This window comes from Sorangium sp. So ce1153 (assembly GCF_051521595.1).
Classification (GTDB): domain Bacteria; phylum Myxococcota_A; class Polyangia; order Polyangiales; family Polyangiaceae; genus Sorangium.
In genome coordinates this window covers 6,137,926-6,163,339 of record NZ_CP150361.1, presented here as the reverse complement: position 1 = coordinate 6,163,339, position 25,414 = coordinate 6,137,926, and the positions used below count along the sequence as shown (strand labels likewise).

Sequence of the window (25,414 nt, the reverse complement as noted above, 5' to 3'; positions counted from 1 at the left end):
GCCTCCTGCGCCTGACCTGCTCAGGCTGCGCCGTTTGTGCATCGATGAAGGCAAGACCCAAATCGATCGACTCGGGCCGTAACCGTCCGCCGCCATCACCGCAGCTCCGCGGCGGGCGGTCTCGACGATCCATGCGGACATCCCCGTTGAGTCGCAGCGTGAGCTCACGGCGCCCGGCGCCGCGCGTCAACAAGGTGACATGCTCGCCTGTTCGCGATTGCCAGGGAACGGACACGACCCGATGTCGGGCTCTGGAGAGAGCGCGGGAGGCGGGCGTCGTCGCTCGGTCGGTTGGTTGGTCCACCAACGGGGTGTGCGATCCATGTCGCGACGAACGCCCTGGACTGCGAGCGCTGGGTGCCTGTCATTCGACGTGGGGTAGTGTGCGATGTTCTGCGCAGGCGGGTGTCGACGAGCGCGCGAGGCCGCGCGGGCTGCGGGGCGGGCGAGCAGGGCGCCTGACGGCGCGGGGCGGGCGAGCGTTGGTGTCGCAGGCGGAAGGCCGCGGTGACGTCCCTGGCGTCGCCGGCCCGCCTGGGCGCGAGGCCCAGGCGGCTGCCGAGTCGAGCCATGCAGTGCGGCGGTGCGGGGGCCGATGCCTGACCGGCCATCGCGCGCCGCGCGTCAGAGCCCCTGCCGGACTTCTGGCCGCCGCTTCGCAGCAGGGTGCGCGCGGCACTGGCTTGGTATCTCAGGGCCACGCCCCGGCCCCGTCGTCCGCTTCGCTGCTGGCGTCATCAGTCTCCCCAGCCGGAGCAGCTGCCGTGGTGATGGCAGTGGCGGTCCCGGTTCAGGAGCTGGTCCAGGATCGAGATGACGTTGACGTTGTTGTTGTTGTTGATGTTGAACGGGAAGCCGAAGCCACTGCCGAAGCCACCGCCGAAGCCACTGCCGAAGCCACCGCCGCAGAAACCGGGGAAGCCACCGCCGATGAAGCCGGGGCAGCCGAAGCCGAAGTTCCGAGCGCTCTGGCCCGGCTCGCCAATCGGCGCCTGGCCGAGCTGGCCGACGGGCGCCTGGCCGAGCTGGCCGACGGGCGCCTGGCCGAGCTGGCCGACGGGCGCCTGGCCGAGCTGGCCGACGGGCGCCTGCAACCCGAGCATCCCCTTGCCCGGCGCGCCCTTGCTCGGCAATCCCTTGCTCGGCGCGCCCTTGCTCGGCCCGAAGATGTCCTTGGTAGGCGCCTGGGCCTGGTAGCCGCCCCGCTCGTCCATCGCGCCCTCCTCGAGGGCAGCGGAGGTCGAGTCGATCTCCGCGGCCTCGTCGAGGCCCGCCTGATCGAGATCGGCGTCCGCCGCGTCGACGGCGCACCCCGTGCCCAGCGCAGCCATCACCACCGCGAGTCCCATCACCTTGCCATGAATCGAGATCATGATGTCCTCCTCAATGTTCCACGATGGCCCGAAGCCCCGAGCCATCTTGAGCTCACCGAAGAGCAGGTTGTGTGCCTCAGCCCTCGTGTGCATACACTGCCGCACCAAGCTCCCACCTCCGGCCTCGCCGCGCGCGAGAAGAGGCAATCTCTGGATCTGCGCAGGCGTTGGTTTTCCGATATCTCAACGCGAACACCGGCGGGACGGCCCCGCGTGGAGGGCGAGTCTCCCGCGGGCCGGGCGCGTCATGTTGGAGATGACGAACTCACCACCATGGCGGCCGGAGCTCGCCCGCGCCGCGCGCCGCGCTCCTGTCGCGCATTCGCGCTGAACACCGGCGTCGCGGCCGTCGTGAACGAGGCGGGATGGCGCCTGTCCGGGCTCGCACACGGACGGCTCGCCGCGCCGCGCCGCCGATCCTATGACCTGGCCGCACCGCGCCTGAGCCGTCCCGGAGATACCGAGCCTCCTGCGCCTGACCTGCTCAACCTGCGCCGTTTGTGCATCGATGAAGGAAAGACCCAAATCGATCGACTCGGGCCGTAACCGTCCGCCGCCATCACCGCAGCTCCGCGGCGGGCGGTCTCGACGATCCATGCGGACATCCCCGTTGAGCCGCAGCGTGAGCTCACGGCGCCCGGCGACGCGCGCCCTGACCTGCTTCATCTCGTCCAGGGGCGCGTCCAGCTGGGCCGCGACCTCGCCATCGGGAGAACAAGGAGCCTGACGGCATCGCATCCACAGACCGCCACCCGGCTCGATCTCACAAGGAGAGATATCCGAGATCGCTACCATCTAGAGCATTCGAACAAGGTTACTCGCTCTCCTGTTCGCGATTGCCAGGGAGCGGTCACGACGGCATGTCGGTCCGTGGAGAAAGAACACGCGGGAGGCGGACGCTGACGGCCGGTCGGTTGGTTGGTCCACCAACGGAGTGTGCGATCCATGTCGCGACGAACGCCCTGGACTGCGAGCGCTGGGCGCCTGTCATTCGACGTGGGGTAGTGTGCGATGTTCTGCGCAGGCGGGTGTCGACGAGCGCGCGAGGCCGCGCGGGCTGCGGGGCGGGCGAGCGTTGGTGTCGCAGGCGGAAGGCCGCGGTGACGTCCCTGGCGTCGCCGGCCCGCCTGGGCGCGAGGCCCAGGCGGCTGCCGAGTCGAGCCATGCAGTGCGGCGGTGCGGGGCCGATGCCTGACCGGCTATCGCGCGCCGCGCGTCAGAGCCCCTGCCGGACTTCAAGCCGCCGCTTCGCAGCGGGGTGCGCGCGGCGCTGGCTTGGTGTCTCAGGGCCTCACCCCGGACCGGTCGTCCGCCTCGACCGGCTCCACCAGCTTCACGGCCAGTTTCCCCAGCCGAGCGGGCCGGAACCCGAGGGCCCACTGTGGTGCTCATGCACCACGACAGGCCGCGTCCGGCAGACGTTGTGCCTGTTCAGGAGCTCTTCCAGGATCGAGATGACGTTGATGTTGTTGTTGTTGTTGATGTTGAACGGGAAGCCGAAGCCACTGCCGAACCCACCACCGAAGCCACTGCCGAACCCACCGCCGAAGCCACCAAAGAAGGGGCAGCCGAAGCCGAAGTTCCGAGCGCTCTGGCCCGGCTCGCCAATCGGCGCCTGGCCGAGCTGACCGAGGGGCGCCTGGCCGAGCTGACCGAGGGGCGCCTGGCCGAGCTGACCGAGGGGCGCCTGGCCGAGCTGGCCGAGGGGCGCCTGGCCGAGCTGACCGAGGGGCGCCTGGCCGAGCTGGCCGACGGGCGCCTGGCCGAGCATCCCCTTGCCCGGCGCGCCCTTGCTCGGCAATCCCTTGCTCGGCGCGCCCTTGCTTGGCCCGAACATGTCCTTGGTAGGCGCCTGGGCCTGGTAGCCGCCCCGCTCGTCCATCGCGCCCTCCTCGAGGGCAGCGGAGGTCGAGTCGATCTCCGCTGCCTCGTCGAGGCCCGCCTGATCGAGATCTGCGTCCGCCGCGTCGACGGCGCACCCCGTGCCCAGCGCAGCCATCACCACCGCGAGCCCCATCACCTTGCCATGAATCGAGATCATGTCGTCCTCCTCAATGTCCCATGACGGCCCGAAGCCCCGAGCCATCTTGAGCTCACTGAAGAGCAGATTGTGTGCCTCGGCCCTCGTGTGCATACACTGCCGCTTCGGGCTCCCACGTCCAGCCTTGCCGCGGCGAAAGGGCAATGTCTGGATCTGCGCAGGCGTTGTTTTTCCGATAGCTCAACGCGAACACCGGCGGGACGGCCTCATCGCACAGGGCGTGTCGCCCGCGGGTCGGGCGCGTCATGTTGGAGACGACGAACTCACCACCATGGCGGTCGGAGCCCCCGCGCCGCGCGCCTGTCACGCCTTCGCGCGTGTCACCGGCGTCGCGGCCGTCGCGAGTGAGTCGGGATGGCGAGCGCGGGTGTCGGGGAGAAGTGCCGTCGTCACATCCGCGGCGTCGCCGCCCGCCCGGGAGGACCGGGCGGCTGCGGAGAAGCGCTGAGGACGGGGCGGCTGCGGAGCGCCGCAGGGAGGGTCGCTGCCTGGACTGATGCCTGATCGGCCACCGCGTACCGCGCGTACCCCGCCGCGGAAAGGCGGCGGGGTACGCGCGGCACTGGCTGTGTTTCCTCGGGGCCTCGCCCCGGCCCTGTCGTCCCCTTCGTGGTCGACGTCAGAAGCCGGGCCAGCCGAAGGCGCTCGGGCCCCCCCAGCAGGGCGGGCGCGGCGGGCAGGGGGAGAAGTTGTACGGGGCCCGGGGGCCGTTCATCGCTGTGTAGCGTTGGAAGGCGGAGCGTTCGAAGTCATTGAAGCTGTCGCCCGGCCAGATGCCAGGGACGCCGTCGTGCGGGCAGCAGTGTTGCGGGACGCGGTGCACGAACCCGTTTTCGTCGATGAGCGTGATGACGTTGATGTTGTTGTTGTTGTTGATGGTGACAGGAGAGAAGCCGAAGAACCGAGAGCTCACGCCCATCGTACTGAACGCGGCCAGGCCCGGCACGCCGAAGCCGCCCACGCCCGGCACGCCGAAGCCGCCCACGCCCGGCACGCCGCCCACGCCCGGCACGCCCACAGGCCCCTGCCCCACCTGGCCAATGGGCGCCTGCCCCACCTGGCCGATGGGCGCCTGCCCCACCTGGCCGATGGGCGCCTGCCCCACCTGGCCGATGGGCGCCTGCCCCACCTGGCCGATGGGCGCCTGCCCCACCTGATCGATCGGCGCCTGGCCGCCAGGAAGCAGCGGTCCCTGCGCGCCGACCGGCGCCTGCCCGAGATCCGTGGGCAGCTGCTGGCCGACACCGAGGGGCGCCTGCGCCCCGAGCGACCCCTTGCTCGGCCCGAGAACATCCTTGCCAGGCGCCTGGAACCCGCCCCTCGCCTCCTCCGCGCCCTCCTCGAGCGCAGCGGTGGTCGAGTCGACCTGCTCGGCCTCGTCGAGGCTCGCCTGATCGAGATCTGCATCCGCCGCATCGACGGCGCAGCCCGTGCCCAGCGCCGCCATCACCATCGCGAGTCCCAGCACCTTGCCATGAATCGAGAGCATGTGTCTTCCTCCTCAATGTCCCATGATGGCCGGAAGCCCCGAGCCATCCTGGGCTCATCGAAGAGCAGGCTGTGTGCCTCAGCCCTCTGTGCAGACACTGCCGCTCCACGCTCGCACCGCCGGCCTCGCCGCATCGACGAAAAGGCATTCTCTGGATCTGCGCCGGCGTTGGTTTTCCGATATCTCAACGCGGAGACCAGCGGGACGGCCCGCGGACCGACGTCATATCTCTCGCGCGCCGCGCGCATCACGCTGGAGATGACGAACTCACCACCATGACGATCCGAGCCCCCCGCGAGGCGCGCAGCGCTCCTGTCCCGCTTTCGAGCGGAGCGCCCGCGCCGAGGCCGTCATGAACGAGGCGCCGCGGGCTCCGTCACGCCTCGCACACGGACGGCGCGCGGCGCCGCGCCGCCGGCCATCTGACCCGGCCACACCCGGCCTGCGCCGTCCTGGAGATACCGAGGCCCCCTGCGCCTGACCTGCTCAGGCTGCGCCGTTTGTGCATCAACGAAGGTAAGACACGAATCGATCGACCCGGGCCATAACCGTCCGCCGCCGTCACCGTCGCTTTGCGTCGGGCGCTCGAAACGCGCCACCCTGGGGTGATCCTGCGCCAGGTGACGCCAGAAGCACACAACGGGGCTCATGTGGGCAAGCGTGCGCTCGTGGGGCCGTCCCCCTCCTGCGTACATTTACTCACGGCCGATGGGTTGATAGAAATTTCGCCTGGAGGACGCATGAGCGAGCCGAGCGAGACGGAAGCGGCGGACATCGGACGCCACGGTGTGTTGGGAGCGGTCGCCACGAACAAGGCGGTCAGCGCGGCCGGGGCTGTCGGGGGCGCGGCGCCCGCGCCGCCCACGGCGCCCGCGGCTCCCCACGACGCCGCGGCGGCGCCGCCGCGCGCGCTCGGGCGGACCGGCGCCCGGGTGGAGCCGGTGTCGCTCGGCGGAGAGGGCATCTTGCGGACGACCAACCGCCACCGCGAGGCCGTGCCGGTGATCCTGGAGGCGCTGCGCCTCGGGGTCAGGTACTGCGATACGGCGCCTGCGTACCAGCAGAGCCAGGACTACTACGGTGAGGCGTTCCGCGCGGCCGGCCCGAAGGCGCGCGAGCAGGTGTTCCTCGCCTCCAAGACGCACGCGCGCGACCGCGACGGCGCGCTCCGTTTGCTCGATGACAGCCTGCGCCGCCTCGGGACAGACCACCTCGACCTGTGGCAGCTGCACGACCTGCGCGAGCTCGACGAGCTCGACGCGATCTTCGGCAAGCGGGGCGCGATCGAGGCCGTGGAGCAGGCCAGGGCGGACGGCCGCGTGCGCCACGTGGGGATCACCGGGCACCACGACCCGCAGATCCTCGTCGAGGCGATGCGGCGATATCCGGTCGACACCGTGCTCTGCGCGATCAACCCCGCGGATCCCGCGCGGCTGCCCTTCCTGACGACGGTCGTCGCGGAGGCGCGGCGGCGCGGCGTCGGCGTCATCGGCATGAAGATCATGGCCGCGGGCCGCCTGCTCCAGGATCGCGCCGCGAGCCCGGGCGAGCTCATTCGCTATGCGGCGAGCCACGCCGATACGGTGATCATCGGCTGCTCCTCGATCGCCGAGGTGCGCGAGAACCTCGGCGCGCGGTCCCTCCCCTTCCCCATGCCCCCCGCCGAGCGCGCCGCGCTGGAGGCGCGGGTCGCGCCGCGCGCCGGCCGCTACGACACGTTCAAGGCCTGATCGCCGCCCCGCTGCCCGGGCGTCCGCGACGGCGCGCCGATCGGCGAGGGCGAGCCGCGCTGGACGCCCGCGCCTTGGCTAGGGCGGCTCGACGTCCTTGCAGCAGCGGAATCCCAGGTGGTAGTTCGCGTGGCTGGCCTTGCTCATGAGCCGCGTCCCGTGCCAGTCGGGCGCGCGCCAGCGGCAGTCGTCGGCGTGGACATCCATCGACGAGAACGCGAACCAGCTGCCCTTCATCTCGGTGAAGCCCTTGTCGCCGCTCCGCGCGAGCTCCCCTGGAAGGATGGGCAGGCTCATGTGCTCGGCCACGTTGCCGTGCAGATCGAAGACGCCGAGGCTGCTGCGGCACGCCGGGAAGGCGCCGGAAGGATAGGTGTTGGAGCCGCAGCGGTCCCACCCGCCGCCCGGACAGCCCGGCGTGCGCGAGCTCTCGGTGCCGCAGAGGGCGTGGTTCTTCTCGGGACCATAGCTCCACACCCGCTCGCGCAGGAGGTTGTGGTGCCAGCTCGCCTCGTTCCGGGGCCGCTCCCACTCGTACTCGACGTCGGGCTCCCTGAGGGCGCCGGCGCACGCGCCCTCCCACTCGTGCGCATCGCAGATCCGCTTGCCGATCGCCCTGCACAGGAGCGCCGCCTCGCGCGCCCGGACGTGCACAACGGGGTACTCGCAAGGGATGTTCGGGAACTCGAGCTGATCGATGCAGACACTGGCGCTCTCCGCGGTCTGCCCGCGCGTCGGGTCGAAGAGGGGCACCATCCCCGGCGCGCCGCACGTCGGCTCGCGCGCGGGCTCGATGCCCGAGAGCGTCCGGACGCGGCGGCACTCGGACCGCGACATCGGATGGCGCGAGAGCGCGGGGTTGCCCTGGCCCAGCACGGCCGAGGCCGCGAAGATCGCCTCCACCTGCCGCATCGCCTCATCGGCGAGCGAGAGCTCGCGCCGCATCCGCCCGAACAGCCGGCGGCGCTGCTCGTCGAGCGTGCCTGGCTCGACGTCCTCGTCGTCCACCGTCAGCGTCACGCGCTCCGGCGCCAGCTGCGGCGCGCGCTCCCGCAGCGCGCCGGCGACGAGCGGCGCCGCGCCGCGCGCCGCCGGCATCGGCGCGAGCGCGCCGGTCCACGTGGCCCACGCGGCCACGGCCGCCCCGAGCGCGCCCGCGCCCGCGGCGACGGCCTTTACAGGCCCGCGCCCTCGCGCGAGCGCTGGCGCCGCGCGCACGCCGGTCGAGAGCGCCGGCAGCGAATCGCTCGGCGCGGGCGGTCGCGGTGTGGAGGCCGGCTCTCTCGGCGTCTCGGGGCAGGACATCGGCGCGCGATCTCGCGCTTACTGCTACGGGCATCCGTCGATTCCGGCAAATTTGATGACGCGCGCGGCCGCCTGCCCGCCCGAGCGGCGGCTTGACGGTCCTGCCCGGGGCACGTCAAATGGGCCATGGTGCGAAGGACGGCCCTCCGAGCCCTCTACCTGGTGCTCCTGCCGGTGCTCGTCCTGTTCGCGCTGCTCCTCGTCCCCGCCGTGGTCGTCGCGCGCCTCGGGAGCAGCGGCCGCGCGTGGCGGCCGGAGACATGGAAGAAGGTCTCCTACGGGAGTCGCTACTTCCGCTCGTCGTTCCGCGGGAGGCTCGGTGAGGTCATCGACGTCATCGACGTCGTCCGCGATGGCATGCTCCTGCTGTTCGGCGTCGTCGCCGTGGCGTGCCTCGCCGGCGGGCTGCTCGCGCTCCTGTTCGACATCGGGGTGCCGGGCTGGCTCTCTGCGTGGATGGCGGGGTCGCCCGTCTCGTTCCTCGCTTCCGATCTCGCGTGGTTCCCTGCGGGCGGCAGGCTCTCCTTCGGCGGCGGCGCCGCGCTCGCGCTCGTCGCTTGCGTCGCGCTCGTCGTGCTCGCCCTCGGGCTCTCGCTCTACGTCTGGCTCGCGTTCGCCCTCGGCGAGGCGACGCGCGTGATCCTGAGGTACGGCGGCGCGGCGACGCTCTTCCCCGACCCCGGGGACGCGATCCCCGGCGGGCGGCTCGTGCTGTGTCAGATCTCCGATCTCCACGTCACGGCGAACGGCCGCGAGCCCTACGAGATCGAGGAGGGCTCGTCCGCGTGGCCCGAGGGGGTCCCGCGCCCGGACACGGCCGAGCTGACAGGCCGTCTCCGGCGGCTCGTCGCGGAGATCGCCGCCATGAATCCGCCGCTCGTCGCGCTGACGGGCGACATGACGGATCTCGGGGAGGAGGCGCAGTGGGACGAGCTCGAGGCGGCGCTCTCGGGGATACCGGCCTCCTCGCGGGTGCTCATGGTGCCTGGCAACCACGATGTCGCCATCAACGTCGGCACGTCGCCCGATCCGTACCTCAAGAAGCGCGCGGAGCGCGAGCAGCGCTTCATCGACGTGCTCACCCGGGTGGAGCGCGGCCCCTTCCAGCCCCCCCTGCACATCCCGGCCCGCAAGCGGGCGCGGCGGCGGCTGCGCGCGATCGCCGGCCTGTACCCGCGGCGGCTCGAGCTCGAGGGCGGTATCCGGATCTTCGGGCTCAACTCCAACCGTTACCGGTCGCGGTTCGTGGGGTCGAACGCGATCGGGCAGATCGGCGGCGGCCAGCTCCGGCGGCTGGCGCGGGCGCTCCGGCGGGGATCCGGCCCCGTCGTCGTGCTCCTGCACCACCACGTGGCGCGCCTCGCGGGGCCGATCTCGCTGAACGACACGTTCATGATCGCCATGGATGGCCCGCGCCTCCTCGAGATGCTCGCGGCGTACCAGCAGAAGAACCCGAAGAAGAACAGCGCCCTCGTGCTCCACGGGCACAAGCACCTCGCCTTCTTCGGCCACTACCGCTCGAAGAGCGGCGGCCGCGTCAGCGTCTACGCCCACCCGTCGTCGACGCTGGGCCACGAGACGGACGGCCACCTCGACGGGGTGGCGCGGTTCGCGGCCATCCGGCTGACGGACGAAGGGATCTGGCGCGTCGAGACGCACCCGCTCCGCCCGGCGCGCGCGGCGACCGAGGCGCCGCCGGCCGCCGCCGAAGCGGCGGTGTCCTGATCACCGTTGCAGAGCTGGCCTGGCGCTGAGCCCGTCGCGATCCCAGAGCACCCGCCCGGCGCGCACGGTGAGCGCGCACTCGAGCCGCCGGTCGCCTTCGATGCGCGCGCCGCTCGTGTCGACATAGCCGTACCGCCCCGTCGCGAGGCGCAGCACCGCGATGTCGGCCGCCGCGCCCTCGCCGAGGGTGCCGAGCTCGGGTCTGCCGATGATCGCCGCGGGGGCCGCCGTGCTGCGGCGGACGAGATCGGGGAGCGACATGCCGAGATTCAGCATCTTGGACACGACGTTGACCATGTCCCCCATCGCTCCGTTCAGGCTCTGGAGGTGCATGTCGGTGCTGATCGAGCCCGGAAGGAAGCCCTGCGCGAGCGCCGGCGCGGCCTGCTCGAACACGAAGCTGCCGCCCCCGTGGCCGAGATCGAAGACGATGCCGCGCCGCGCTGCCTCGAGCACGTACGAGCGCACGCGGCCGCTGGCGTCGACGACCGGGGTTCGCCCCGGGATGTCTGCGTAGACATGCGTGAAGATGTCGCCCGGCCGGAGGTGCGTCAGCAGCAGCTCACGCAGCGAGAGCTCGGGCACGTGACCGCCGAAATCGACCATCACCCGCCCCCCTGACGCCCGCGCCGCCTCGACCGCCCGCAGCACGGGATCCCACGAGGGCCCGGCGTAGTGCGCGACCTTGACGCCGACGATCTCGTCGCTGTGCGCCCTCGCCGCCGCCGCCGTTCTGGCCGCATCCATGTCGCGGAGATCCTGCTCGGCGCGGCCGCCGCGCATGCCGCCGCCGACGATGTTGAGGAACGCCAGCACCCGGGTCTTCGAGTGCGCGATCGTCTGCGCCTTGAACAGCGCGACGTCGCGCCAGCCGGAGCTGCCCGCGTCCACCACGGTCGTCGTGCAGCTGCGCGGCGCGAAGCTGTCCGGCGCGACGGCCTGGTAGCTGTTGTTGAGGTAGGTGCCCTCCGTCGTCCCGAAGAACACGTGCGTGTGGATGTCGACGAAGCCGGGCACAACGATGAGGCCGGCCGCGTCGACCACGGCGTCCGCGCCCGCCGCGTCGATGTCCACACCGACCCTGACGATGCGCCCGTGGCTCACGGCGAGGTCCAGGACCCCGTCGCGGCCGTTCGCCGGGTCGATGACCCTCCCTCCCCTGATCAGCAGATCGTACTCCCGCGCTTGCGCGGGCGGGGCGGCGATGACCACCGCTCCGGCGACGGCGAGCACGGCAAGCGCGGATGCGCCCCGTGACCCGGAACGGCGCAGGCACGGCGGCGGATCCCGGCGCATCCCATTCACCTCCGCTCCGATCATGGTATCTCGGCCGCCGGCCACACAGTGGCAGGGTTCGATTTCTGACGGCCAGAGTTTGCCATCTGTCTGTGTTCCTGCTGTCGCCGAAATGGCGGGGATTCGACGGATAAACGGGAAAGGTCAGCGAGGGTCCTCCGCCTGCCCGGACCCCGGCGCTCCCGACTGCTCCCGCCCGCGCCCTGGGGTCGTGGACTGACGGCAGTGAGACAACGGACCACACAGCGCACCTGCTGGCGCCTTGCGACCACATCGCCCGGCAGCATCATTTCCGGACCACACGTAGACCAGCGGGCAGCTCCGTCAGCTATGCTACCCGGTCCACGCGATCATGACGCGCGCTTCGCGGCCGCGTTTGCTTTCAATGTCTCACGCACCATTGACGGCTCCGGCGCCCCATACTGCGCCGGACCGCGCTCATGGAGGATCCAGCTCATGAAATTACCCACGATAGCCTCTCTGTTGCTGACAGTGGGTGCGATCGGCGTCGCATGTGGGGGCAATGCGGCCAGCGACGGCGACGGGAGCTCGCAGGCCGGCTCCGGGAACGGGAGCGCGAGCACGGGCACGAACGGCGGCACGGGCGACGGGGGCGGGGGCGAAGGAAGCACGGGCTTCGGGGGCTTGCCGGACGTCGGCGGCGATCACACCTCGGGCGGCACGAGCAACGGCGGCTCCTCGGGCGCAGGCGGGGCGTGCGCCACCGAGACGGCCAGGGCCGACCTCGAGCCCGTCTACCTGGCCTTCGCGTTCGACGTGTCCGGCAGCATGGGTATGGGCGACGACCCCTGGCACGACAAGTCGCTCAAGTGGGATCCCGTCGTCGCGGCGACGAAGCAGTTCTTCGCGGATCCCCTGTCCCAGGGGCTCAACGCGTCGCTCAGGTTCTTTCCGAGCGAGGGCGACAACGACACGAAGTGCGACGCGGACACCTACTTGACCCCGGAGGTCCCGATGACGCCGCTGCCCTCGCCGGCCTTCGCCGAGGCGATCGACGCCGTCACGCCGGAGACGGCCGACGACTGGCGCGGCGGCACGCCCACGGTGTTCGTGATGCAAGGGACGATCTCGTACGCCACGGCGCAGCGGCAGGCGACGCCCGGGAGATACGCCATCGTCCTGGTCACGGACGGATATCCGGCGGGCTGCGGCTCGCGGTACAACCAGGTCTCGCTCGTGGCGGACGAGGCCGAGACCGCGCTCGCGGACGGGATCCCGACGTACGTCATCGGGGTCGCCAACCCGCCCATCGAGGGCGCGCCGGAGACCGTCGAGGACATGAACGATGTCGCCGTGGCGGGCGGGACCGAGCACGCCTACCTGATCGACACAGGCAACCCCGCTGCGACCGCGGCGGCCTTCAAGGCCGCCGTCGATGCGATCCGCGGCGCGGCCGTCTCCTGCACGGTCCCGATCCCGCCCGCGCCCGACGGGCGGACCTTCGACGCCCAGAAGGTCCGCGTGACGTACACGAGCGGCGACGACGAGGCGACCGCGCTCACCTACGATCAGGACTGCGCGACCGAGGAGGCCTGGCGGTATGACAGCGCCGAGAACCCGACGCAGATCGTGCTCTGCGACAGCACGTGCGCCGCGATCCAGGCGGACCCGGCGGCGGCCCTCGGGGTCGATTTCACCTGCGAGGACGTGATCACGATTCCACGGTGATCTCGGGGCGAACGCCGGTCGCCGCCCCGCGCGCCGCCGCCGGGGCGGCCCGGCCGACGCCACCGCAGTTTCTTGACACCCTGCGGCATTCCCGCCCACGATGCCGGGGTGACCCCTCGCCCGCTGAAATTGCCCGCGGCACACGCTGTCCCCCGCTCCGCCCCCGTCCTCGCCATTGCGCTGTCGCTGCTCGCCGGCGCCTGCAATCGCTCGTCGACGGGCTCCAGCCCAGCCGCCGACGGGTCCGCCGCCCCCGGCGCCCTGGCCCTGACAGGCGCTCCGACAGCCGAGGCCGCCCCGACCGCGGGGTACAAGGTCGGGATGGTGCTGGTCGGCCCCTACAACGACAAGGGGTGGAATCAGGCGCACTACGACGGCATTCGCGCGGTCCTCGCCAAGATGCCAGACGTCAGCTTCGAGTACGTCGACAAGGTGAACCCGGCGGACCGCCCGAACGTGAAGGGCTCCCAGGTCGCGGACGACCTCATCTCCCGCGGCGCCAGGCTCGTCGTCTACAACTCCGACGATTACAAGGACGACGCCCTCGAGACAGCGCGCAAGCACCCGCTGGTCACCGTCCTCCATGTCTCCGGCGACACAGCGTGGAAAGAGGGGAAGAACTACAAGTCCCAGGCGAACCTCGGCAACATCATGGGGCGCATCGAGACCGCCAAGCACATCTCGGGGTGCGCGGCGGCGCTCGGCACCGAGACGGGCAAGATCGGGTATCTCGGCCCCCTCGTGAACGACGAGACCCGCCGGCTCGTCACGGCGGCATACCTCGGCGCGCGGCACTGCTGGGAAACCTACCGGAAAAAGAAGCCGGAGGAGCTCACGTTCAAGGTCACCTGGATCGGCTTCTGGTTCAACATCCCGGGCGTCACCCTCGACCCCACCAAGGTGGCCGACGACTTCTACAGCAGCGGCTTCGACGTGCTCCTGACCGGGCTCGATACGCCAGAGGCCGCGCTGCAGGCGAAGAAGGCGAGCGGGGCCGGCAAGCAGGTCAAGTACGTCCACTACGACCACAAGGCCGGCTGCGATCTGGCGCCGGAGATCTGCCTCGGCGTCGCCTACTACAACTGGGCGCCGCTCTATCGCGACGCCATCGAGAAGTCGCGCGCAGGCAAGTACACGAGCGAGTTCGTCTGGCAAGGGCCGGACTTCCGCGACCTGAACGGCGAGGCGTCGGTCGTCGGCTTCGTGCCCGGCGACGCGCTGGGAGAGCGGAAGGCGCAGCTCGGCGCGTTCGTCGTCGCGCTCGCCAACGGGCTCGAGCTCTTCAAGGGACCGCTCAAGTTCCAGGACGGCACGGAGTTCCTGAAGGACGGCGAGGCCGCGACCCCGCAGCAGATCTGGTATCTGCCGCAGCTCGTCAAGGGGATCACCGGGCCGAGCAAGTAGGCCGGCCGCCCCCCGGGGGGTGCTCCATGCGGATCGAGATCGAGCGCATCACGAAGCGGTTCGGCCAGGTCGCGGCCAACGACGACGTGTCGCTGACGATCCAGGCGGGCGCCGTGCACGGCCTGCTCGGCGAGAACGGCGCCGGCAAGAGCACCCTGCTCCGCGTCCTGGGCGGGCTCCTCCGCCCCGACGCAGGCCGCCTGCTCTTCGACGGCCGCCCGGTCGCGCTCGCGAGCCCTGCCGACGCCCTCGCCGCCGGCGTCGGCGTGCTCCACCAGGAGCCGCTCGACTTCCCGCCCCTCACCGTCCTGGAGAGCTTCCTCGCCGCGAGGCCCCGCGCGCGCGCCGCGGGCCTCTTCCTCTCCCGTCGCGCCGCGCGCGAGGAGCTGCTCGCCCTCGCGGCGCGCTTCGGCTTCTCCGTGGACCCGGACGAGCAGGTCGGCCGGCTGACCCTGGGGGAGCGCCAGCAGATCGAGCTCCTGCGGCTCCTCTCGCTGGGCGTCCGCGCGCTCCTCCTCGACGAGCCCACGACGGGGATCTCCGCCGCGCAGCAGGACGCCCTGTTCTCCGCCCTGCGGCGGCTCAAGCAGGAAGGCAGGGCGATCGTCCTCGTGTCGCACAAGCTCTCGGACGTCGAGGCGCTCTGCGACCGCGTGACGGTGCTGCGGCAGGGCAAGGTGGCCGGGGAGGCGGAGATGCCGGCCGGGGCCGATCGGCTCGTCGCGCTGATGTTCGGCAAGGCGCTCGCGCCGCCGGAGCGGCCCCCGACGGCGGGCGACGGCGTCGCGCTCTCGCTCGAGGACGCCGGGGTCGGCGACCACCGGCTCGACCTCCGCGTCCCGCGCCTCGCCGTCCGACGCGGCGAGGTGCTGGGGCTCGCGGGCCTCGAGGGGAGCGGCCAGCGCCTGCTGCTCCGCGCCTGCGCGGGGCTGCTCCGGCCGCGGCGGGGCCTCGTCGCGATCGGCGGGGCCGACCTGACCGGCCGCCCCTACCCGGCCTTCCTGCGCGCCGGCGTGGGCTACCTGCCCGCGGACCGCCGCCGCGAGGGCCTCATCGCGGGCCTCTCCATCGCGGAGCACGTCGCGCTGCGCGCGCCCCGGCCGGGGCTCGTCCTGCGCGCGCTCGAGGTGCGCCGCGCCGCCGAGCAAGCCATCGAGGCGTTCCGGATCCGGGGGCGGCCGGAGACGCCGGTGGAGCTGCTCTCGGGCGGCAACCAGCAGCGCACCCAGCTCGCGCTCCTCCCTGCCGATCTCACGCTGCTCCTCCTGGAGCACCCGACCCGCGGGCTCGACATCGAGTCCGCCCGCTGGGTGTGGGAGCAGCTCCTCGCGCGGTGCCGGGCCGGCACAGCGCTCGTGTTCGCGTCGTCCGAGCTCGATGAGCTCATGCGCTACAGCGACCGGATCCTCGTGTTCAGCGGCGGGCGCGTCTCGCGGCCGGTCAGCGTGGCGGAGCTGACGCTGGACCGGCTCGGGCGGATGATCGGCGGCGAGCTCGACGAGGCCGCGCCCGCCCCGGCGGAGCTCGCGGCGACCGCGGGGCCCGGCCGATGAGCCCCGAGCCGGCCGGTCGGGCGTGGGCCAGCGCGCGCGCGGCGTGGGCGGCGTGGGCGGCGTGGATCCGCGCGGCCGCCGCGCGCGCGCTGACCCCCGCGCTGTCGCTCGCGCTCGTGGCGGGCCTCTGCGCCGTCCTCGGCGCCTCGCCGGCCGCGGTCGCCGCGAGCCTGTGGGAGGGCGCGTTCGGCTCGGTGGACCAAGCGGCGCGCGTGCTCGCCACGCTGGCGCCGCTGCTGCTCTGCGGCAGCGGCCTGCTCTTCACGTTCCGCGCCGGCCTGTACCACCTCGGCGTCGAGGGGCAGCTCGTCATCGGGGCCGTCTGCGCGACGGGCGCGGCGCGCGCGCTGTGGCCGGGCCTCCCCGCGGGGGCCGCGGTCGCGCTCTGCATCGCCGCGGGGGCGCTCGGCGGGGCGCTCTGGGGCGCCCTCACCGGCGCGCTGCACACGCGCGGCCGGGTGAGCGAGATCTTCGCGGGCCTGGGCATGAACTTCGTGGCGCAGGGGGCGGTGCTCTACCTCGTCTTCGGGCCGTGGAAGCGCCCCGGGGTCGCCTCGATGGCCGGCACCGAGCCGCTCGACAGCGCGCTCTGGCTGTCCACGCTCGGCGGCACCGAGCTGAGCCCGGCCGCGCTCCTGCTCGCGGCCCTCGCGCTGGTCGGGACCGCGGTGGTGCTCGGGCGGACGCACTTCGGGCTCCGGCTGCGGGCGGTGGGGCTGAGCCCTCAGGCAGCGGAGGTGCTCGGCGTCCCGGCGGCGCGGGAGATGCTCCTCGCGTTCGCGATCTCGGGCGCGCTCGCCGGCGTGGCCGGCGCCGTGCAGGTGCTCGGGACCTTCCACCGGCTCATCCCGAACGTCTCGAGCAACCTCGGCTTCCTGGCGCTGCTCGTGGTGATGCTCGCCGGCCGGCGCGCCGCGCTCGTCGCGCCGATCGCCCTGTTCTTCAGCGCGCTCAACGTCGGCAGCCTGAAGCTCCCGATGACGCTCGGCCTGGAGTCCTCGCTCTCGGGCGTGCTCCAGGGCGTGCTCGTGCTGCTCGCGCTCCTGTCCCCGTGGAAGGCGCGCGGCGCCGCCCGGCCGGAGGAGGCGTGATGGACGGGGAGGTCCTCTCGCTGCTCGCGACGGCCCTCGCGGCGTCGACGCCGCTCGTGTACGCGGCGGTCGGCGAGACGCTGGCCGAGCGGGCCGGGGTCATCAACCTCTCGGCCGAGGGCGCGATGATGCTCTCGGCCATGGTGGGCTTCGCGGCCGCCCTGTCGACCGGGAGCGTCCTCGCCGGCTTCGCCGCCGCGGCGGCGAGCGGGGCGCTCGTCGCGCTCGTCGTGGCGATCGGCGGCATCCACCTGCGCCGGTCGCAGATCGCGATCGGCTTCGTGCTGGCGATGCTCTGCGCGGATCTGTCGTCGGTGCTCGGCGGCCCGTTCGTGCGCGTGCCCGGGCCGACGGTGTCGGCGGTGTCGATCCCGGTGCTGCGGGACGTGCCGGTCCTGGGGCCGCTGTTCTTCCAGAGCGATCCGGTGGTGTACGCGAGCTACGCCCTCGTCGCCGGCGCGTGGCTCTTCCTTTACCGCACGCGCGCGGGGCTCCTGCTGCGGGCCGTGGGCGAGCAGCCGGCGGCGGCGCACGCCCGCGGGGCGCACGTGGCGCGGGTGCGCACGGCGGCGACCCTGGTGGGCGGCGCGCTCGTGGGCGTCGGCGGCGCGGCGTACTCGCTCGACTTCAAGGCCGGCTGGAGCCACCGCCACACCGCGGGTTACGGCTGGATCGCGCTCGCGATCGTGATCTTCGGCGGCTTCCACCCGGTGCGGGCGGCGCTCGGCGCGTACCTCTTCGGCGTGCTCTCGTCGATGGCGAGCCTCGGCCAGAGCGCGCTGCCGTCGGTGCCGACGCAGGTCTTCAGCGTGGCGCCGTTCGCGCTGATGATCGTGGTCCTCGGGCTGACCTCGAGCGGGCTGCTGGAGCGCCTCGGCGCGCTGCTGCCGGACGCGGCGCGCCGCCCGCTCTTGCGCGCGTTCGACGCGACGCCGCCGGCGGCGCTCGGCAAGCCCTACCCGGCGGCCGCCGAGGGCGCGGAGGAGAAGCCGCGGGGCGCGGATCAGGGCGCGAGGTAGCAGACCTCGAGCCAGGGGCGGTCGCGCTGGAGGGGGTGGTCGCTCGAGCGGTAGGACGTGCGCCCGATCGGGTCCTGCTCGACGAGGAAGCCGTGGTTCGGCGTCGCGCCGTCGACCCACGCCTGCACGAGCTCGGTCAGGTCCGCCGCCATGGCGTACGGCCCGACCCAGAGGAGCTCGGCTTCGACCGGCGCGTCGTAGCTCGCGGCGAAGCTGTTCCAGGTGACGGCGTCCTCGCTCCACGGCGCGGCGATGCGGTGGATGCGGACGCTCTGATCGCCGGGGCCATAGGCGGCAACGCCGAACTCGGCCGACGTGACGGTGGCCCCGGCCGGGATGCCGTCGAGCCCGAACCGGTAAAGCGCCTGCTTGTTGAAGCCGTGAGACAGGCCCGAGTCGTTGTAGGGGACGTGGCCGTCGTTGTAGTCGGGGAACGCCTCCCAGATATCCGCGTCCGCGACCTCGCCGGCGGTGCCTCGCTGCAAGGTGACGCACCCGCCCACGCATGCGTCGCCGCGGCCGTCCCCATCGCTGTCGAGCTGGTCTGCATTCGCGACGGTCGGGCAGTTGTCGCATGCGTCGCCGAGGCCGTCGCCGTCGCTATCGGCCTGGTTCGGGTTCCCGGCGTCACGGCAGTTGTCGATCTGGTCGCAGACGGCATCGTTGTCGCGGTCGCTGCCGCCGCGCGGACAGGGGTCGCAGACATCACCGAGGCCGTCGCCGTCGCTATCGGCCTGGTCCGGGTTCCTGGCGTCACGGCAGTTGTCGACCTCGTCGCAGACGGCATCGCGGTCGTGGTCGCCGCGCGCACAGGCATCGCAGGCATCGCCCACCCCATTCTCGTCTTGGTCGGCCTGGTCCGGATTGCTCCTGCCGGGGCAGTTGTCGCAGCCGAGGCCCGGGCCCTCCGGGATGCCGTCGCGGTCCCCATCGGGGCGCCCGATCGACGAGAGCCCGACGTGGTACCCGTCGCAGAGATCGCGATCCGCGCAGGGGATCGGGCCCGTGGCCGCGTCGAACAGGCACGTCTGCGACGAGCCCTCGTCCGACTGGACGTCGATGCGTACGAACCCGACGAACAGCGTCAAGCCGTTGACGAGATCGACCCGGACATCATTGCATGCATCGGGATCGTAGAGGGCGAGCACCTCGGGTTCGGTGAACGTCCGCTGGAGCGGCGCTTCATTGCATTCGCAGCCGCTGGTGCTCGCGACCGTGTCGAGGCGAGCGCCGTTCAGGTACAGCGCGAAGTCGCCGGTGCCGCAATCGGCGTGGTTGATGGTGAACGTGATCGCGGTGGTCGCCCCGAACGCCGTTCCGGGGAGCGCTGCGAGCACGAGGAGCAGAGAGCAGACGCGAGCAGCGCCTGTCCGGAGGTATCGCATGATCCGCCTTATATTCCTGCGTCTCCTGACGCACAATGCTCCCGGAGCTGGACGGGAGAAGAGCGGCCATGAAACGAACCTGCAATACCCGACGAGCTCATGAAGCACTGTGGACGATGGATTCCATGGTTCGGATGTGACCTCCATGGCGGATCCAGCGAGAACCGGGTTGGCGGCGGCAGCTGCGTGCGCCCGTCGAGAAGCCGGACGAGGCGGTGGAGGCAGGACCGATCCGGTCGGACTCCACGCGGAGCCTTGCGTGCGCAGGTCCGGAGGGGGCCGGACTGCATATCGGCTACAGGGTGACCTGGAACCGGTGGACGCGAGCCTGCGCGCCGCCTCGAACCGGCACGCGCGTCACGCCGATTTCGTCCTCCGCGCGGCGCGGCGGAGCGGCGCGAGCGCGGCCAGGAGCAGCATGACGAGCGCCGCCTTCGGCGTGGAGCTCCTCGCGAACGCGCAGCCCGACGCCTCGTGCTCGACCTGCAACACCTCGCTGCGCTCGCTCTCGTTGCCGGCCTCGTCGATCGCCGAGACCGCGATGTACACGTCGCGACCGACGTGGTCCTCGTCCACGTAGAGGAACATCGAGTCGCTCTCCAGCCACGCGTCCGGCTGCACCTTGGAGCGCGCTTGCTCCGGGGTGAAGCCCACGTACACGGCGTAGACCAGCGCCTCGGCGGGCGTGTGATCGTCCTCGCCTGGCGTCTCCAGGTCGAAGGTCAGCGTGGTCATGTCCCCGCAGCTGCTGGCGCCGCACGCGGGCTCGTTGGCGTGGAACTCGACGTCTCCGCTCGCGAGCACCGGCGCGCTCGGCGCGGAGTCGTCGATGACGTCCGAGGTCCGGACGAGGCGCTCGACGCCGGGCCTCAGGCGCAATCGGTACGTTGTATCGGGCGCCAGCGTCTCGGCAGGCCGAATCACGCTGTACCCAGGCGGGGCGACAGGAACGTCGGAGCCAGCGCCAGCGACGGAGGTGCCGGTAACGTCTTCGACCAGCAGGTGAGAGAGCTCCGGCAGGTCGCCCCAGATCACGATCGCCACATTGCGTGGCACCGTGGCGAGCTCTCCCTGGGCGCCGGCGCGCAGGAAGCCCTCCGAGACGCTGGTATCCACAGGGTCGCAGGCGCTCGCGCGCCCGCCGGCAGTCAACACGCCGAGCCCGATCGCGAGCGAGAGGCACGTTCCGAGGTTCATGCCGGAACAAGAGAGCAAGCGGCACGCCACGCGAGCGCGCGCCGCCATCCGGCCGGCGAGCGCCGTCGGGTCTGATCGCAGCGTCGCGTCCCGCCCGCGCCGACCCCGCCACGCCCGGGAGAAGCGCGCCTCTTCGACCTCGCACCTCCGCGAGTCGACCTCGGTGCGAGCGCGCCGGCTTCGATTCACGCAGCCCGGGCAGGCTGCGGGGTCGCATCCGAGCCCACCCGCCGGTCCAGTCAGGTCATGAAGTCATACCGAAACCTACTCGTGCCCGATCCGGTGCTGCGCGGACCGCCGCGCAGCGCCGGCTCGGCCTCGAATCAGCTGATCCCCATGGGCGCCCCGCCCTCGGCGACGAACCGATCGGCGATGTCCACGAGGAGCGCGTCGGTGGCAGGCTTGCTCTTCACGGTGACCTGCGTCTCGTCGGGCAGGAGCACGAACGAGCCGACCACCTTGCCGTCGAGCCGCACCTCGTGGCTCCCGCCGGGCGGAGCGGAGGCGACCTCGTAGACCTTGCCGTCACGTGCCTTGATCTTCATGCCCTAGCGGTAGCACGCAGCGCTGCCGAGCGCGTTCCCGCCGCGGCCGCGAGCGCGGCGGCACGCCGGCCTCCGACCGGGGCGAGCGCGCCTCGGCAGGCGGGCCGCCGCGGCATGGGCGGCGGCCCGGGCAACGACGACGCGACGCGACGCCGCGGAGCCGGCGCCGGCGCCGGCGGGCCGAGAGACCTCCCACCGCGAGCGGGTTGCAGGGTAAGATGCGGTCGCGCGCCGAGCGCGAGGAGTGTACACCGTGCCGAGATTCGATCTGGTCGTGAGCCCGTCGCGTGCATCGACGAGCCAGGGCTCTGCGAGGAAGCGACCCGGGAGACCGTCATGAGGCCGGCCTCCTCGCAGATCATCGAACCACGGACCGACGCCGCGGGCCCCCCGCTCGACGCCGATTGCTGATGTCGATGCCAGACTCTGGCCAGCCCTCCGAGAGCGGCGGCGGTGGGTGGATCGTCCTCGGCGTCCTGAACGAGATCCTCCTCAAGCTCGCGAGCCAGCCGGACCTGCGCTCGCTCTGGGAAGAGGTCTGCTCCAGCGCGCGCTGGATCGTCCCGTCCCAGCGGCTCTGCGTCGTGCTCGGCAACGAGGGCGGCGGCGCCCGGATCGCGGCGAGGTACGAGCGCGGCACCTTCGTGTACGGCGCGCCCGAGGGCGGCGGCGTCGTCGTGGACGCCTGGATGGTCGCGGCGCTGGAGGCGCAGCGCGCCGCGTGGTTCAAGGGGCCCTGGACCGAGGCGCGGGAGTCGGACCTCGCGCGCGCCTGGCTCCTCGCCGAGGACCCCGACGTCGTGTTCCACGTGCCGATCCAGGTCTACAAGAAGACCATCGGCACGATGCTCTTCGCGCTGGAAGACCAGCGCCAGATCGACCGGAAGGCGCTGGCGAGCGCGACGACGTACGCGCTCTACGTCGGCGCCACCTACACGATGCTCAAGAACTCGCTCGACCTCGCCGCCGCGAGCGCGCGGCTGCGCGAGCAGAACGAGGAGCTCGAGCGCGTGCAGATCGAGCTGCGCCTCCAGCTCGATCGGGCCCGCGCGCAGCACGAGGCGATGCTCGAGATGTCGACGCCGATCATCCAGGTGTGGGACAGCGTGCTCACCATGCCCGTGATCGGCACGGTCGACGGCGCGAGGGCGACGCGCATGATGGACGAGGTGCTCGGCGCCATCGTCAAGCACAGCGCCCGCTTCATGATCGTGGACCTCACCGGCGCGCAGGCGACCGACGCCTCGACCGTCGAGCACCTCCTCCGCCTGTTCGCGGCGACGCGGCTCCTCGGCAGCCAGTGCATCATCACCGGCGTCCCGGCGGGGATGGTCGCGAGCATCCTGGAAGCCGGCGGCAGCCTCGAGGGGATCCCGGTGTTCAGCACGCTGAAGAGCGCGCTCGAGCACGCGATGGGCGCCATCCGGCCAAAGCCGCGGTGACCGCCTCCGGGAGAAGCGCCCCGGACCCGCGGCGGCGCCCGTGGTACGCCCGCGATCGCAGACAGGAGCGTGAGAGATGAAGCTCGCAATGATCGGACTCGGGAGGATGGGCGCCAACATGGCGCGCCGGCTGATGCGCGGCGGCCACGAGGTCGTGGCGTTCGATCTGAACCAGGACAGCGTGAAGCAGCTCGGCGAGGAGGGCGCAGAGACGGCCTCCTCCCTGGGCGAGGCGGTGGAGAAGCTCGCGTCGCCGCGCGTGGTCTGGGTGATGCTCCCCGCGGGCGCCCCGACCGAGCACGTGGTCCAGGAGCTCGGCGAGAAGCTCGGCCCTGGCGATGTGATCATCGACGGGGGCAACACGTACTTCAAGGACGACGTGCGCCGCGCCAGGGCGCTCGCCCCGAAGGGCATCCGCTACGTCGACGTGGGGACGAGCGGCGGCGTGTGGGGGCTCGATCGCGGCTACTGCCTCATGGTCGGCGGCGCGCCCGAGGCGTTCTCCCTCGTGCTGCCCATCCTGCGGACGCTCGCGCCGGGCCAGGGCGACATCCCGCGCACGCCGGGCCGGAGCGCGGCGCAGGGCACGTCGGAAGAGGGCTTCCTCCACTGCGGCCCGGTCGGCGCCGGCCACTTCGTGAAGATGGTCCACAACGGCATCGAGTACGGCCTCATGCAGGCCTACGCCGAGGGGTTCGACATCCTGAAGAACGCGGCCACCCCGCGCCTGCCCGAGGAGCACCGGTACGACCTCGACCTCGGCGAGATCGCCGAGGTGTGGCGGCGCGGCAGCGTCGTCGGCTCGTGGCTGCTCGATCTCACCGCGATCGCCCTCACCGAGAGCCCCGACCTCGGCGGGTACAGCGGCTTCGTGCAGGACTCCGGCGAGGGCCGCTGGACCGTGATGGCCGCGATCGAGGAGGCGGTGCCCGCGGAGGTGCTCTCCTCGGCGCTCTACGCGCGCTTCCGCTCCCGCCACGATCACACCTTCGCCGAGAAGGTCCTGTCCGCGATGCGCCACAAGTTCGGCGGGCACCTGGAGCGCCCGACCGGCGGCTGAGCGGCGCCCCACCGGCCGACCTGGACACGGTCCGCGGCCGCGCCCCGGCGCGCCGGGGCGTCGCTCCTCCGGGGCACCTCTCATCCTCTTCAAGAGGTTTACGGATTTTCGGCAAGTTGCCGAAAGTATTATTAATTTAGCTGATGTCCCCGGTCCGGAAGCTCTCCGGTGGGTCGCACTCCTCGGGCTGCGCTCGCTGCCCCGCGGCGAGGAGCGCCTCGGCCAGGAGCATCGCATCGACCGGCCAGAGCTCGGGCGGGCGCCGGTGCTTCGCCCCTGCCTCGGGGAGCGGGCGGCAGGAGAGCACGAGGCGGCGAAAGCGATCCGGGACCGCGTCCCGGCCGTGCGCCGCCCCGAGCAGCGCGCCGGCGATCGCGGCGTTCGTGTCCGTGTCGCCGCCGGCCATCACCGTCTCGACGAGCCCCTGCTCGAGCGAGGGCGCGTGGAGGAGCTGATAGAAGGCGTTCTGCAGGGCGATCATGACCCAGCCAGCCTGGTGCGAGAAGCTCCGGGGCGGCGCGCGGCGCGCGGCTCCCAGCGCGGCGAGGACCGCGCGCTCGCCGCTCCGCCCCGCCTCGGCGAGGGCGGCCTCCCAGGCGCCCTCGACCCCGCCCCCGCCCACGGCGGCGGCGATCGCCGCGACGAACGCGGCGGAGGCGGCGCAGCAGACCGGATGGGGGTGCGTGAGCGCGCTTTCCTCGCGCGCCCAGGCCGCGGCCTCCTGCGGGCGGCCCGCGCCGAGGACGCCGAGGGGCGCGGCGCGCATCACCGAGCCGTTCGCCTCGCTGGTCGGGCTCGCGGCGGCCCGCGCGCGGTCGCGGCGCGCGCCCGGCGAGGGCGCGCCCGCGGCGGCGGAGAGCGCGGCCGCCGTGGTGTTGCCGATGTCGAACGGGCGAGAGCCGTACCAGTGCACGTACGCGTCGAGCGCGGCCTCGGCGACGAAGCCGCGCTTGCGGACGATCGACCGCGCCAGCATGAGCGCCATCTCGGAGTCGTCGGTCGGCTGCCCGGCGAGGGTGTTCCACGTCCCGCCGTCGGCGAGGTCCCGGACCCCGCCCGGGTACATCAGCTCGATCTGCTCCGCGCTCCGGAACTCGACGAGCGCGCCGAGCGCGTCGCCCGCGAGCTGGCCGAGCAGGCAACCCTGGGCCCGGGAGAGCGCGCCGGCGCCCTCGACGAGCAGGCTGCGGGACGGGCGCAGGAGCCCGTACGTCCCCTGCGGCGCCGGGATGCGGCCGTGGATGACGGCGCTCCACGGGCGCCGCGCGAGCTCCCGGACCACCGCGGGGGCGCCGCCGAAGAGGCGGCAGATCTCGCCCTCGCGCTGCGGGGTGTACTCGATGGGCGCGCCGTCGTCGTCGACGAGCTCGCCCCCCGCAGCGCGCACGAGGGCGTGCCCGGCCGCGTAATCCCAGCTCTGCGGCCGGCTGAGCGAGACAGCGGCGACGCCCTCGCCGACCGCGGCCAGCGCGAGCCGGTAGGCGAGGCTCGGGAGCGAGAGGAACCGCGCCGGGGCGACGCACCGGGCGTTGCGGGCCGGGAGGAAGTCGGCCGACTGCGAGAGCAGCACGACGGCGTAGCGATCGAGCGCGCCGCCGGCGAGCGAGGCCGAGACGGGGGCGCCGTTGCGCCGGATCGGCCCGGTGCCCTCCGCCCAGGCGATGAGATCGCCGTCGTCGTCGGGGTAGGCGTACGCGAAGACGACGCCGAGCACCGGCGTGCCCTCGCGCAGGAGGCCGATCGAGACCGAGGCGCCGCGGTAGCCGTGCAGGAAGGACGCGGTGCCGTCGTTCGGATCCACCACCCAGCGGTGCGACGGGTCCGCGCCGGCGACGGCGCCGGTCTCCTCCCCGAGGAACGCGTAGGGCGTGGCGCGGATCAGCGCCTCCCGCAGCAGGAGCTCGGCCTCCACGTCGACGTCGGCGTGCGTCCCGGCGCCGCGCGGACCGCCGGGGCGATGGAACTCCGCGCGGAGGAGCGACCCCGCGCGGCGCGCCGCCTCGACGGCCAGCGCGAGCTCAGCGTCGTAGCCCATGCCGGTCCTCTGGCTCCATGCGTTCCACGCGCTCC

18 protein-coding genes and 1 pseudogene are annotated in these 25,414 nt (G+C 72.4%); 10 read left to right on the top strand and 9 right to left on the bottom strand.

Going from position 1 to position 25,414, the window contains the following annotated elements:
• Nucleotides 1-737: 737 nt before the first annotated feature.
• From WME85_RS21970 to WME85_RS21960, 3 genes are all read right to left on the bottom strand, one after another.
• The gene (locus WME85_RS21970; RefSeq protein WP_437840674.1) at nucleotides 738-1,373 is read right to left on the bottom strand and encodes a hypothetical protein; all 636 of its coding nucleotides are present in this window, start codon (nucleotides 1,371-1,373) and stop codon (nucleotides 738-740) included.
• Nucleotides 1,374-2,706: 1,333 nt separating this feature from the next.
• A complete protein-coding gene (locus WME85_RS21965; RefSeq protein WP_437840672.1) occupies nucleotides 2,707-3,414 on the bottom strand; it encodes a hypothetical protein in 708 nt (235 codons plus the stop codon).
• Nucleotides 3,415-4,033: 619 nt separating this feature from the next.
• On the bottom strand, nucleotides 4,034-4,903 hold the full coding sequence (locus WME85_RS21960; RefSeq protein WP_437840671.1) for a hypothetical protein: 870 nt from the start codon (nucleotides 4,901-4,903) through the stop codon (nucleotides 4,034-4,036).
• Nucleotides 4,904-5,643: 740 nt separating this feature from the next.
• Here WME85_RS21960 and WME85_RS21955 point away from each other — a divergent pair.
• Nucleotides 5,644-6,633 carry an aldo/keto reductase gene (locus WME85_RS21955; RefSeq protein ID WP_437840669.1) on the top strand — a complete coding sequence of 330 codons (990 nt, stop codon included), beginning with the start codon at nucleotides 5,644-5,646 and terminating at the stop codon, nucleotides 6,631-6,633.
• A 78-nt stretch (nucleotides 6,634-6,711) separates the two neighbouring features.
• Here the strand turns inward: WME85_RS21955 and WME85_RS21950 are convergent, their stop codons facing one another.
• The gene (locus WME85_RS21950; RefSeq protein ID WP_437840668.1) at nucleotides 6,712-7,938 is read right to left on the bottom strand and encodes an SUMF1/EgtB/PvdO family nonheme iron enzyme; all 1,227 of its coding nucleotides are present in this window, start codon (nucleotides 7,936-7,938) and stop codon (nucleotides 6,712-6,714) included.
• 126 nt (nucleotides 7,939-8,064) lie between these two features.
• Between WME85_RS21950 and WME85_RS21945 the strand changes: the two genes are divergently transcribed.
• On the top strand, nucleotides 8,065-9,663 hold the full coding sequence (locus WME85_RS21945; RefSeq protein ID WP_437840666.1) for a metallophosphoesterase family protein: 1,599 nt from the start codon (nucleotides 8,065-8,067) through the stop codon (nucleotides 9,661-9,663).
• On the opposite strand, the gene WME85_RS21940 is transcribed toward WME85_RS21945, so the two are convergent.
• Nucleotides 9,664-10,896 carry an amidohydrolase/deacetylase family metallohydrolase gene (locus tag WME85_RS21940; RefSeq protein ID WP_437840664.1) on the bottom strand — a complete coding sequence of 411 codons (1,233 nt, stop codon included), beginning with the start codon at nucleotides 10,894-10,896 and terminating at the stop codon, nucleotides 9,664-9,666.
• A gap of 519 nt (nucleotides 10,897-11,415) precedes the next feature.
• Here WME85_RS21940 and WME85_RS21935 point away from each other — a divergent pair.
• The 6 genes and pseudogenes from WME85_RS21935 to WME85_RS21910 all read left to right on the top strand — a co-directional run bounded on the left by WME85_RS21935 (nucleotide 11,416) and on the right by WME85_RS21910 (nucleotide 17,715).
• Nucleotides 11,416-12,648, top strand: coding sequence for a vWA domain-containing protein (locus WME85_RS21935; protein WP_437840662.1), 1,233 nt, complete (start codon nucleotides 11,416-11,418; stop codon nucleotides 12,646-12,648).
• Between the two features lie 108 nt (nucleotides 12,649-12,756).
• The gene (locus WME85_RS21930) at nucleotides 12,757-14,052 is read left to right on the top strand and encodes a BMP family lipoprotein (RefSeq protein ID WP_437840660.1); all 1,296 of its coding nucleotides are present in this window, start codon (nucleotides 12,757-12,759) and stop codon (nucleotides 14,050-14,052) included.
• Nucleotides 14,053-14,141: 89 nt separating this feature from the next.
• A pseudogene (locus tag WME85_RS21925) lies at nucleotides 14,142-14,573 on the top strand (ATP-binding cassette domain-containing protein); the annotation flags it as partial.
• A 174-nt stretch (nucleotides 14,574-14,747) separates the two neighbouring features.
• Entirely contained in the window at nucleotides 14,748-15,605 is an 858-nt protein-coding gene (locus tag WME85_RS21920; protein WP_437842341.1) for an ATP-binding cassette domain-containing protein, read from the top strand.
• Nucleotides 15,602-16,696, top strand: a complete 1,095-nt coding sequence (locus WME85_RS21915) for an ABC transporter permease (protein ID WP_437840658.1) — start codon at nucleotides 15,602-15,604, stop codon at nucleotides 16,694-16,696. The genes WME85_RS21920 and WME85_RS21915 overlap by 4 nt, the downstream gene beginning before the upstream one ends.
• Entirely contained in the window at nucleotides 16,696-17,715 is a 1,020-nt protein-coding gene (locus tag WME85_RS21910; RefSeq protein WP_437840656.1) for an ABC transporter permease, read from the top strand. Before WME85_RS21915 ends, WME85_RS21910 begins: the two co-directional genes overlap by 1 nt.
• Here the strand turns inward: WME85_RS21910 and WME85_RS21905 are convergent.
• The 3 genes from WME85_RS21905 to WME85_RS21895 all read right to left on the bottom strand — a co-directional run bounded on the left by WME85_RS21905 (nucleotide 17,700) and on the right by WME85_RS21895 (nucleotide 20,842).
• The gene (locus WME85_RS21905) at nucleotides 17,700-19,100 is read right to left on the bottom strand and encodes a DNRLRE domain-containing protein (protein WP_437840654.1); all 1,401 of its coding nucleotides are present in this window, start codon (nucleotides 19,098-19,100) and stop codon (nucleotides 17,700-17,702) included. The genes WME85_RS21910 and WME85_RS21905 overlap by 16 nt on opposite strands.
• A gap of 357 nt (nucleotides 19,101-19,457) precedes the next feature.
• The gene (locus tag WME85_RS21900) at nucleotides 19,458-20,297 is read right to left on the bottom strand and encodes a hypothetical protein (RefSeq protein WP_437840652.1); all 840 of its coding nucleotides are present in this window, start codon (nucleotides 20,295-20,297) and stop codon (nucleotides 19,458-19,460) included.
• A gap of 323 nt (nucleotides 20,298-20,620) precedes the next feature.
• Nucleotides 20,621-20,842, bottom strand: coding sequence for a hypothetical protein (locus WME85_RS21895; RefSeq protein ID WP_061614183.1), 222 nt, complete (start codon nucleotides 20,840-20,842; stop codon nucleotides 20,621-20,623).
• A 410-nt stretch (nucleotides 20,843-21,252) separates the two neighbouring features.
• On the opposite strand from WME85_RS21895, the gene WME85_RS21890 reads away from it, so the two are divergent.
• Both WME85_RS21890 and gnd read left to right on the top strand, forming a co-directional pair.
• A complete protein-coding gene (locus WME85_RS21890; protein WP_437840650.1) occupies nucleotides 21,253-22,284 on the top strand; it encodes an STAS domain-containing protein in 1,032 nt (343 codons plus the stop codon).
• 76 nt (nucleotides 22,285-22,360) lie between these two features.
• On the top strand, nucleotides 22,361-23,344 hold the full coding sequence (gene gnd / locus WME85_RS21885) for a phosphogluconate dehydrogenase (NAD(+)-dependent, decarboxylating) (protein ID WP_437840648.1): 984 nt from the start codon (nucleotides 22,361-22,363) through the stop codon (nucleotides 23,342-23,344).
• A 136-nt stretch (nucleotides 23,345-23,480) separates the two neighbouring features.
• Here the strand turns inward: gnd and WME85_RS21880 are convergent, their stop codons facing one another.
• Entirely contained in the window at nucleotides 23,481-25,379 is a 1,899-nt protein-coding gene (locus WME85_RS21880) for an inositol monophosphatase family protein (RefSeq protein WP_437840647.1), read from the bottom strand.
• Nucleotides 25,380-25,414 lie beyond the last annotated feature (35 nt).

Coding starts and splice junctions, on each gene's coding strand:
- WME85_RS21920 (WP_437842341.1), top strand. CDS start 14,748: ATGCCGGCCGGGGCCGATCGGCTCGTCGCGCTGATGTTCGGCAAGGCG.
- WME85_RS21960 (WP_437840671.1), bottom strand. CDS start 4,903: ATGCTCTCGATTCATGGCAAGGTGCTGGGACTCGCGATGGTGATGGCG.
- WME85_RS21955 (WP_437840669.1), top strand. CDS start 5,644: ATGAGCGAGCCGAGCGAGACGGAAGCGGCGGACATCGGACGCCACGGT.
- WME85_RS21950 (WP_437840668.1), bottom strand. CDS start 7,938: ATGTCCTGCCCCGAGACGCCGAGAGAGCCGGCCTCCACACCGCGACCG.
- WME85_RS21970 (WP_437840674.1), bottom strand. CDS start 1,373: ATGATCTCGATTCATGGCAAGGTGATGGGACTCGCGGTGGTGATGGCT.
- WME85_RS21880 (WP_437840647.1), bottom strand. CDS start 25,379: ATGGGCTACGACGCTGAGCTCGCGCTGGCCGTCGAGGCGGCGCGCCGC.
- WME85_RS21905 (WP_437840654.1), bottom strand. CDS start 19,100: ATGCGATACCTCCGGACAGGCGCTGCTCGCGTCTGCTCTCTGCTCCTC.
- WME85_RS21895 (WP_061614183.1), bottom strand. CDS start 20,842: ATGAAGATCAAGGCACGTGACGGCAAGGTCTACGAGGTCGCCTCCGCT.
- WME85_RS21890 (WP_437840650.1), top strand. CDS start 21,253: ATGTCGATGCCAGACTCTGGCCAGCCCTCCGAGAGCGGCGGCGGTGGG.
- WME85_RS21915 (WP_437840658.1), top strand. CDS start 15,602: ATGAGCCCCGAGCCGGCCGGTCGGGCGTGGGCCAGCGCGCGCGCGGCG.
- WME85_RS21910 (WP_437840656.1), top strand. CDS start 16,696: ATGGACGGGGAGGTCCTCTCGCTGCTCGCGACGGCCCTCGCGGCGTCG.
- gnd (WP_437840648.1), top strand. CDS start 22,361: ATGAAGCTCGCAATGATCGGACTCGGGAGGATGGGCGCCAACATGGCG.
- WME85_RS21965 (WP_437840672.1), bottom strand. CDS start 3,414: ATGATCTCGATTCATGGCAAGGTGATGGGGCTCGCGGTGGTGATGGCT.
- WME85_RS21945 (WP_437840666.1), top strand. CDS start 8,065: ATGGTGCGAAGGACGGCCCTCCGAGCCCTCTACCTGGTGCTCCTGCCG.
- WME85_RS21935 (WP_437840662.1), top strand. CDS start 11,416: ATGAAATTACCCACGATAGCCTCTCTGTTGCTGACAGTGGGTGCGATC.
- WME85_RS21900 (WP_437840652.1), bottom strand. CDS start 20,297: ATGAACCTCGGAACGTGCCTCTCGCTCGCGATCGGGCTCGGCGTGTTG.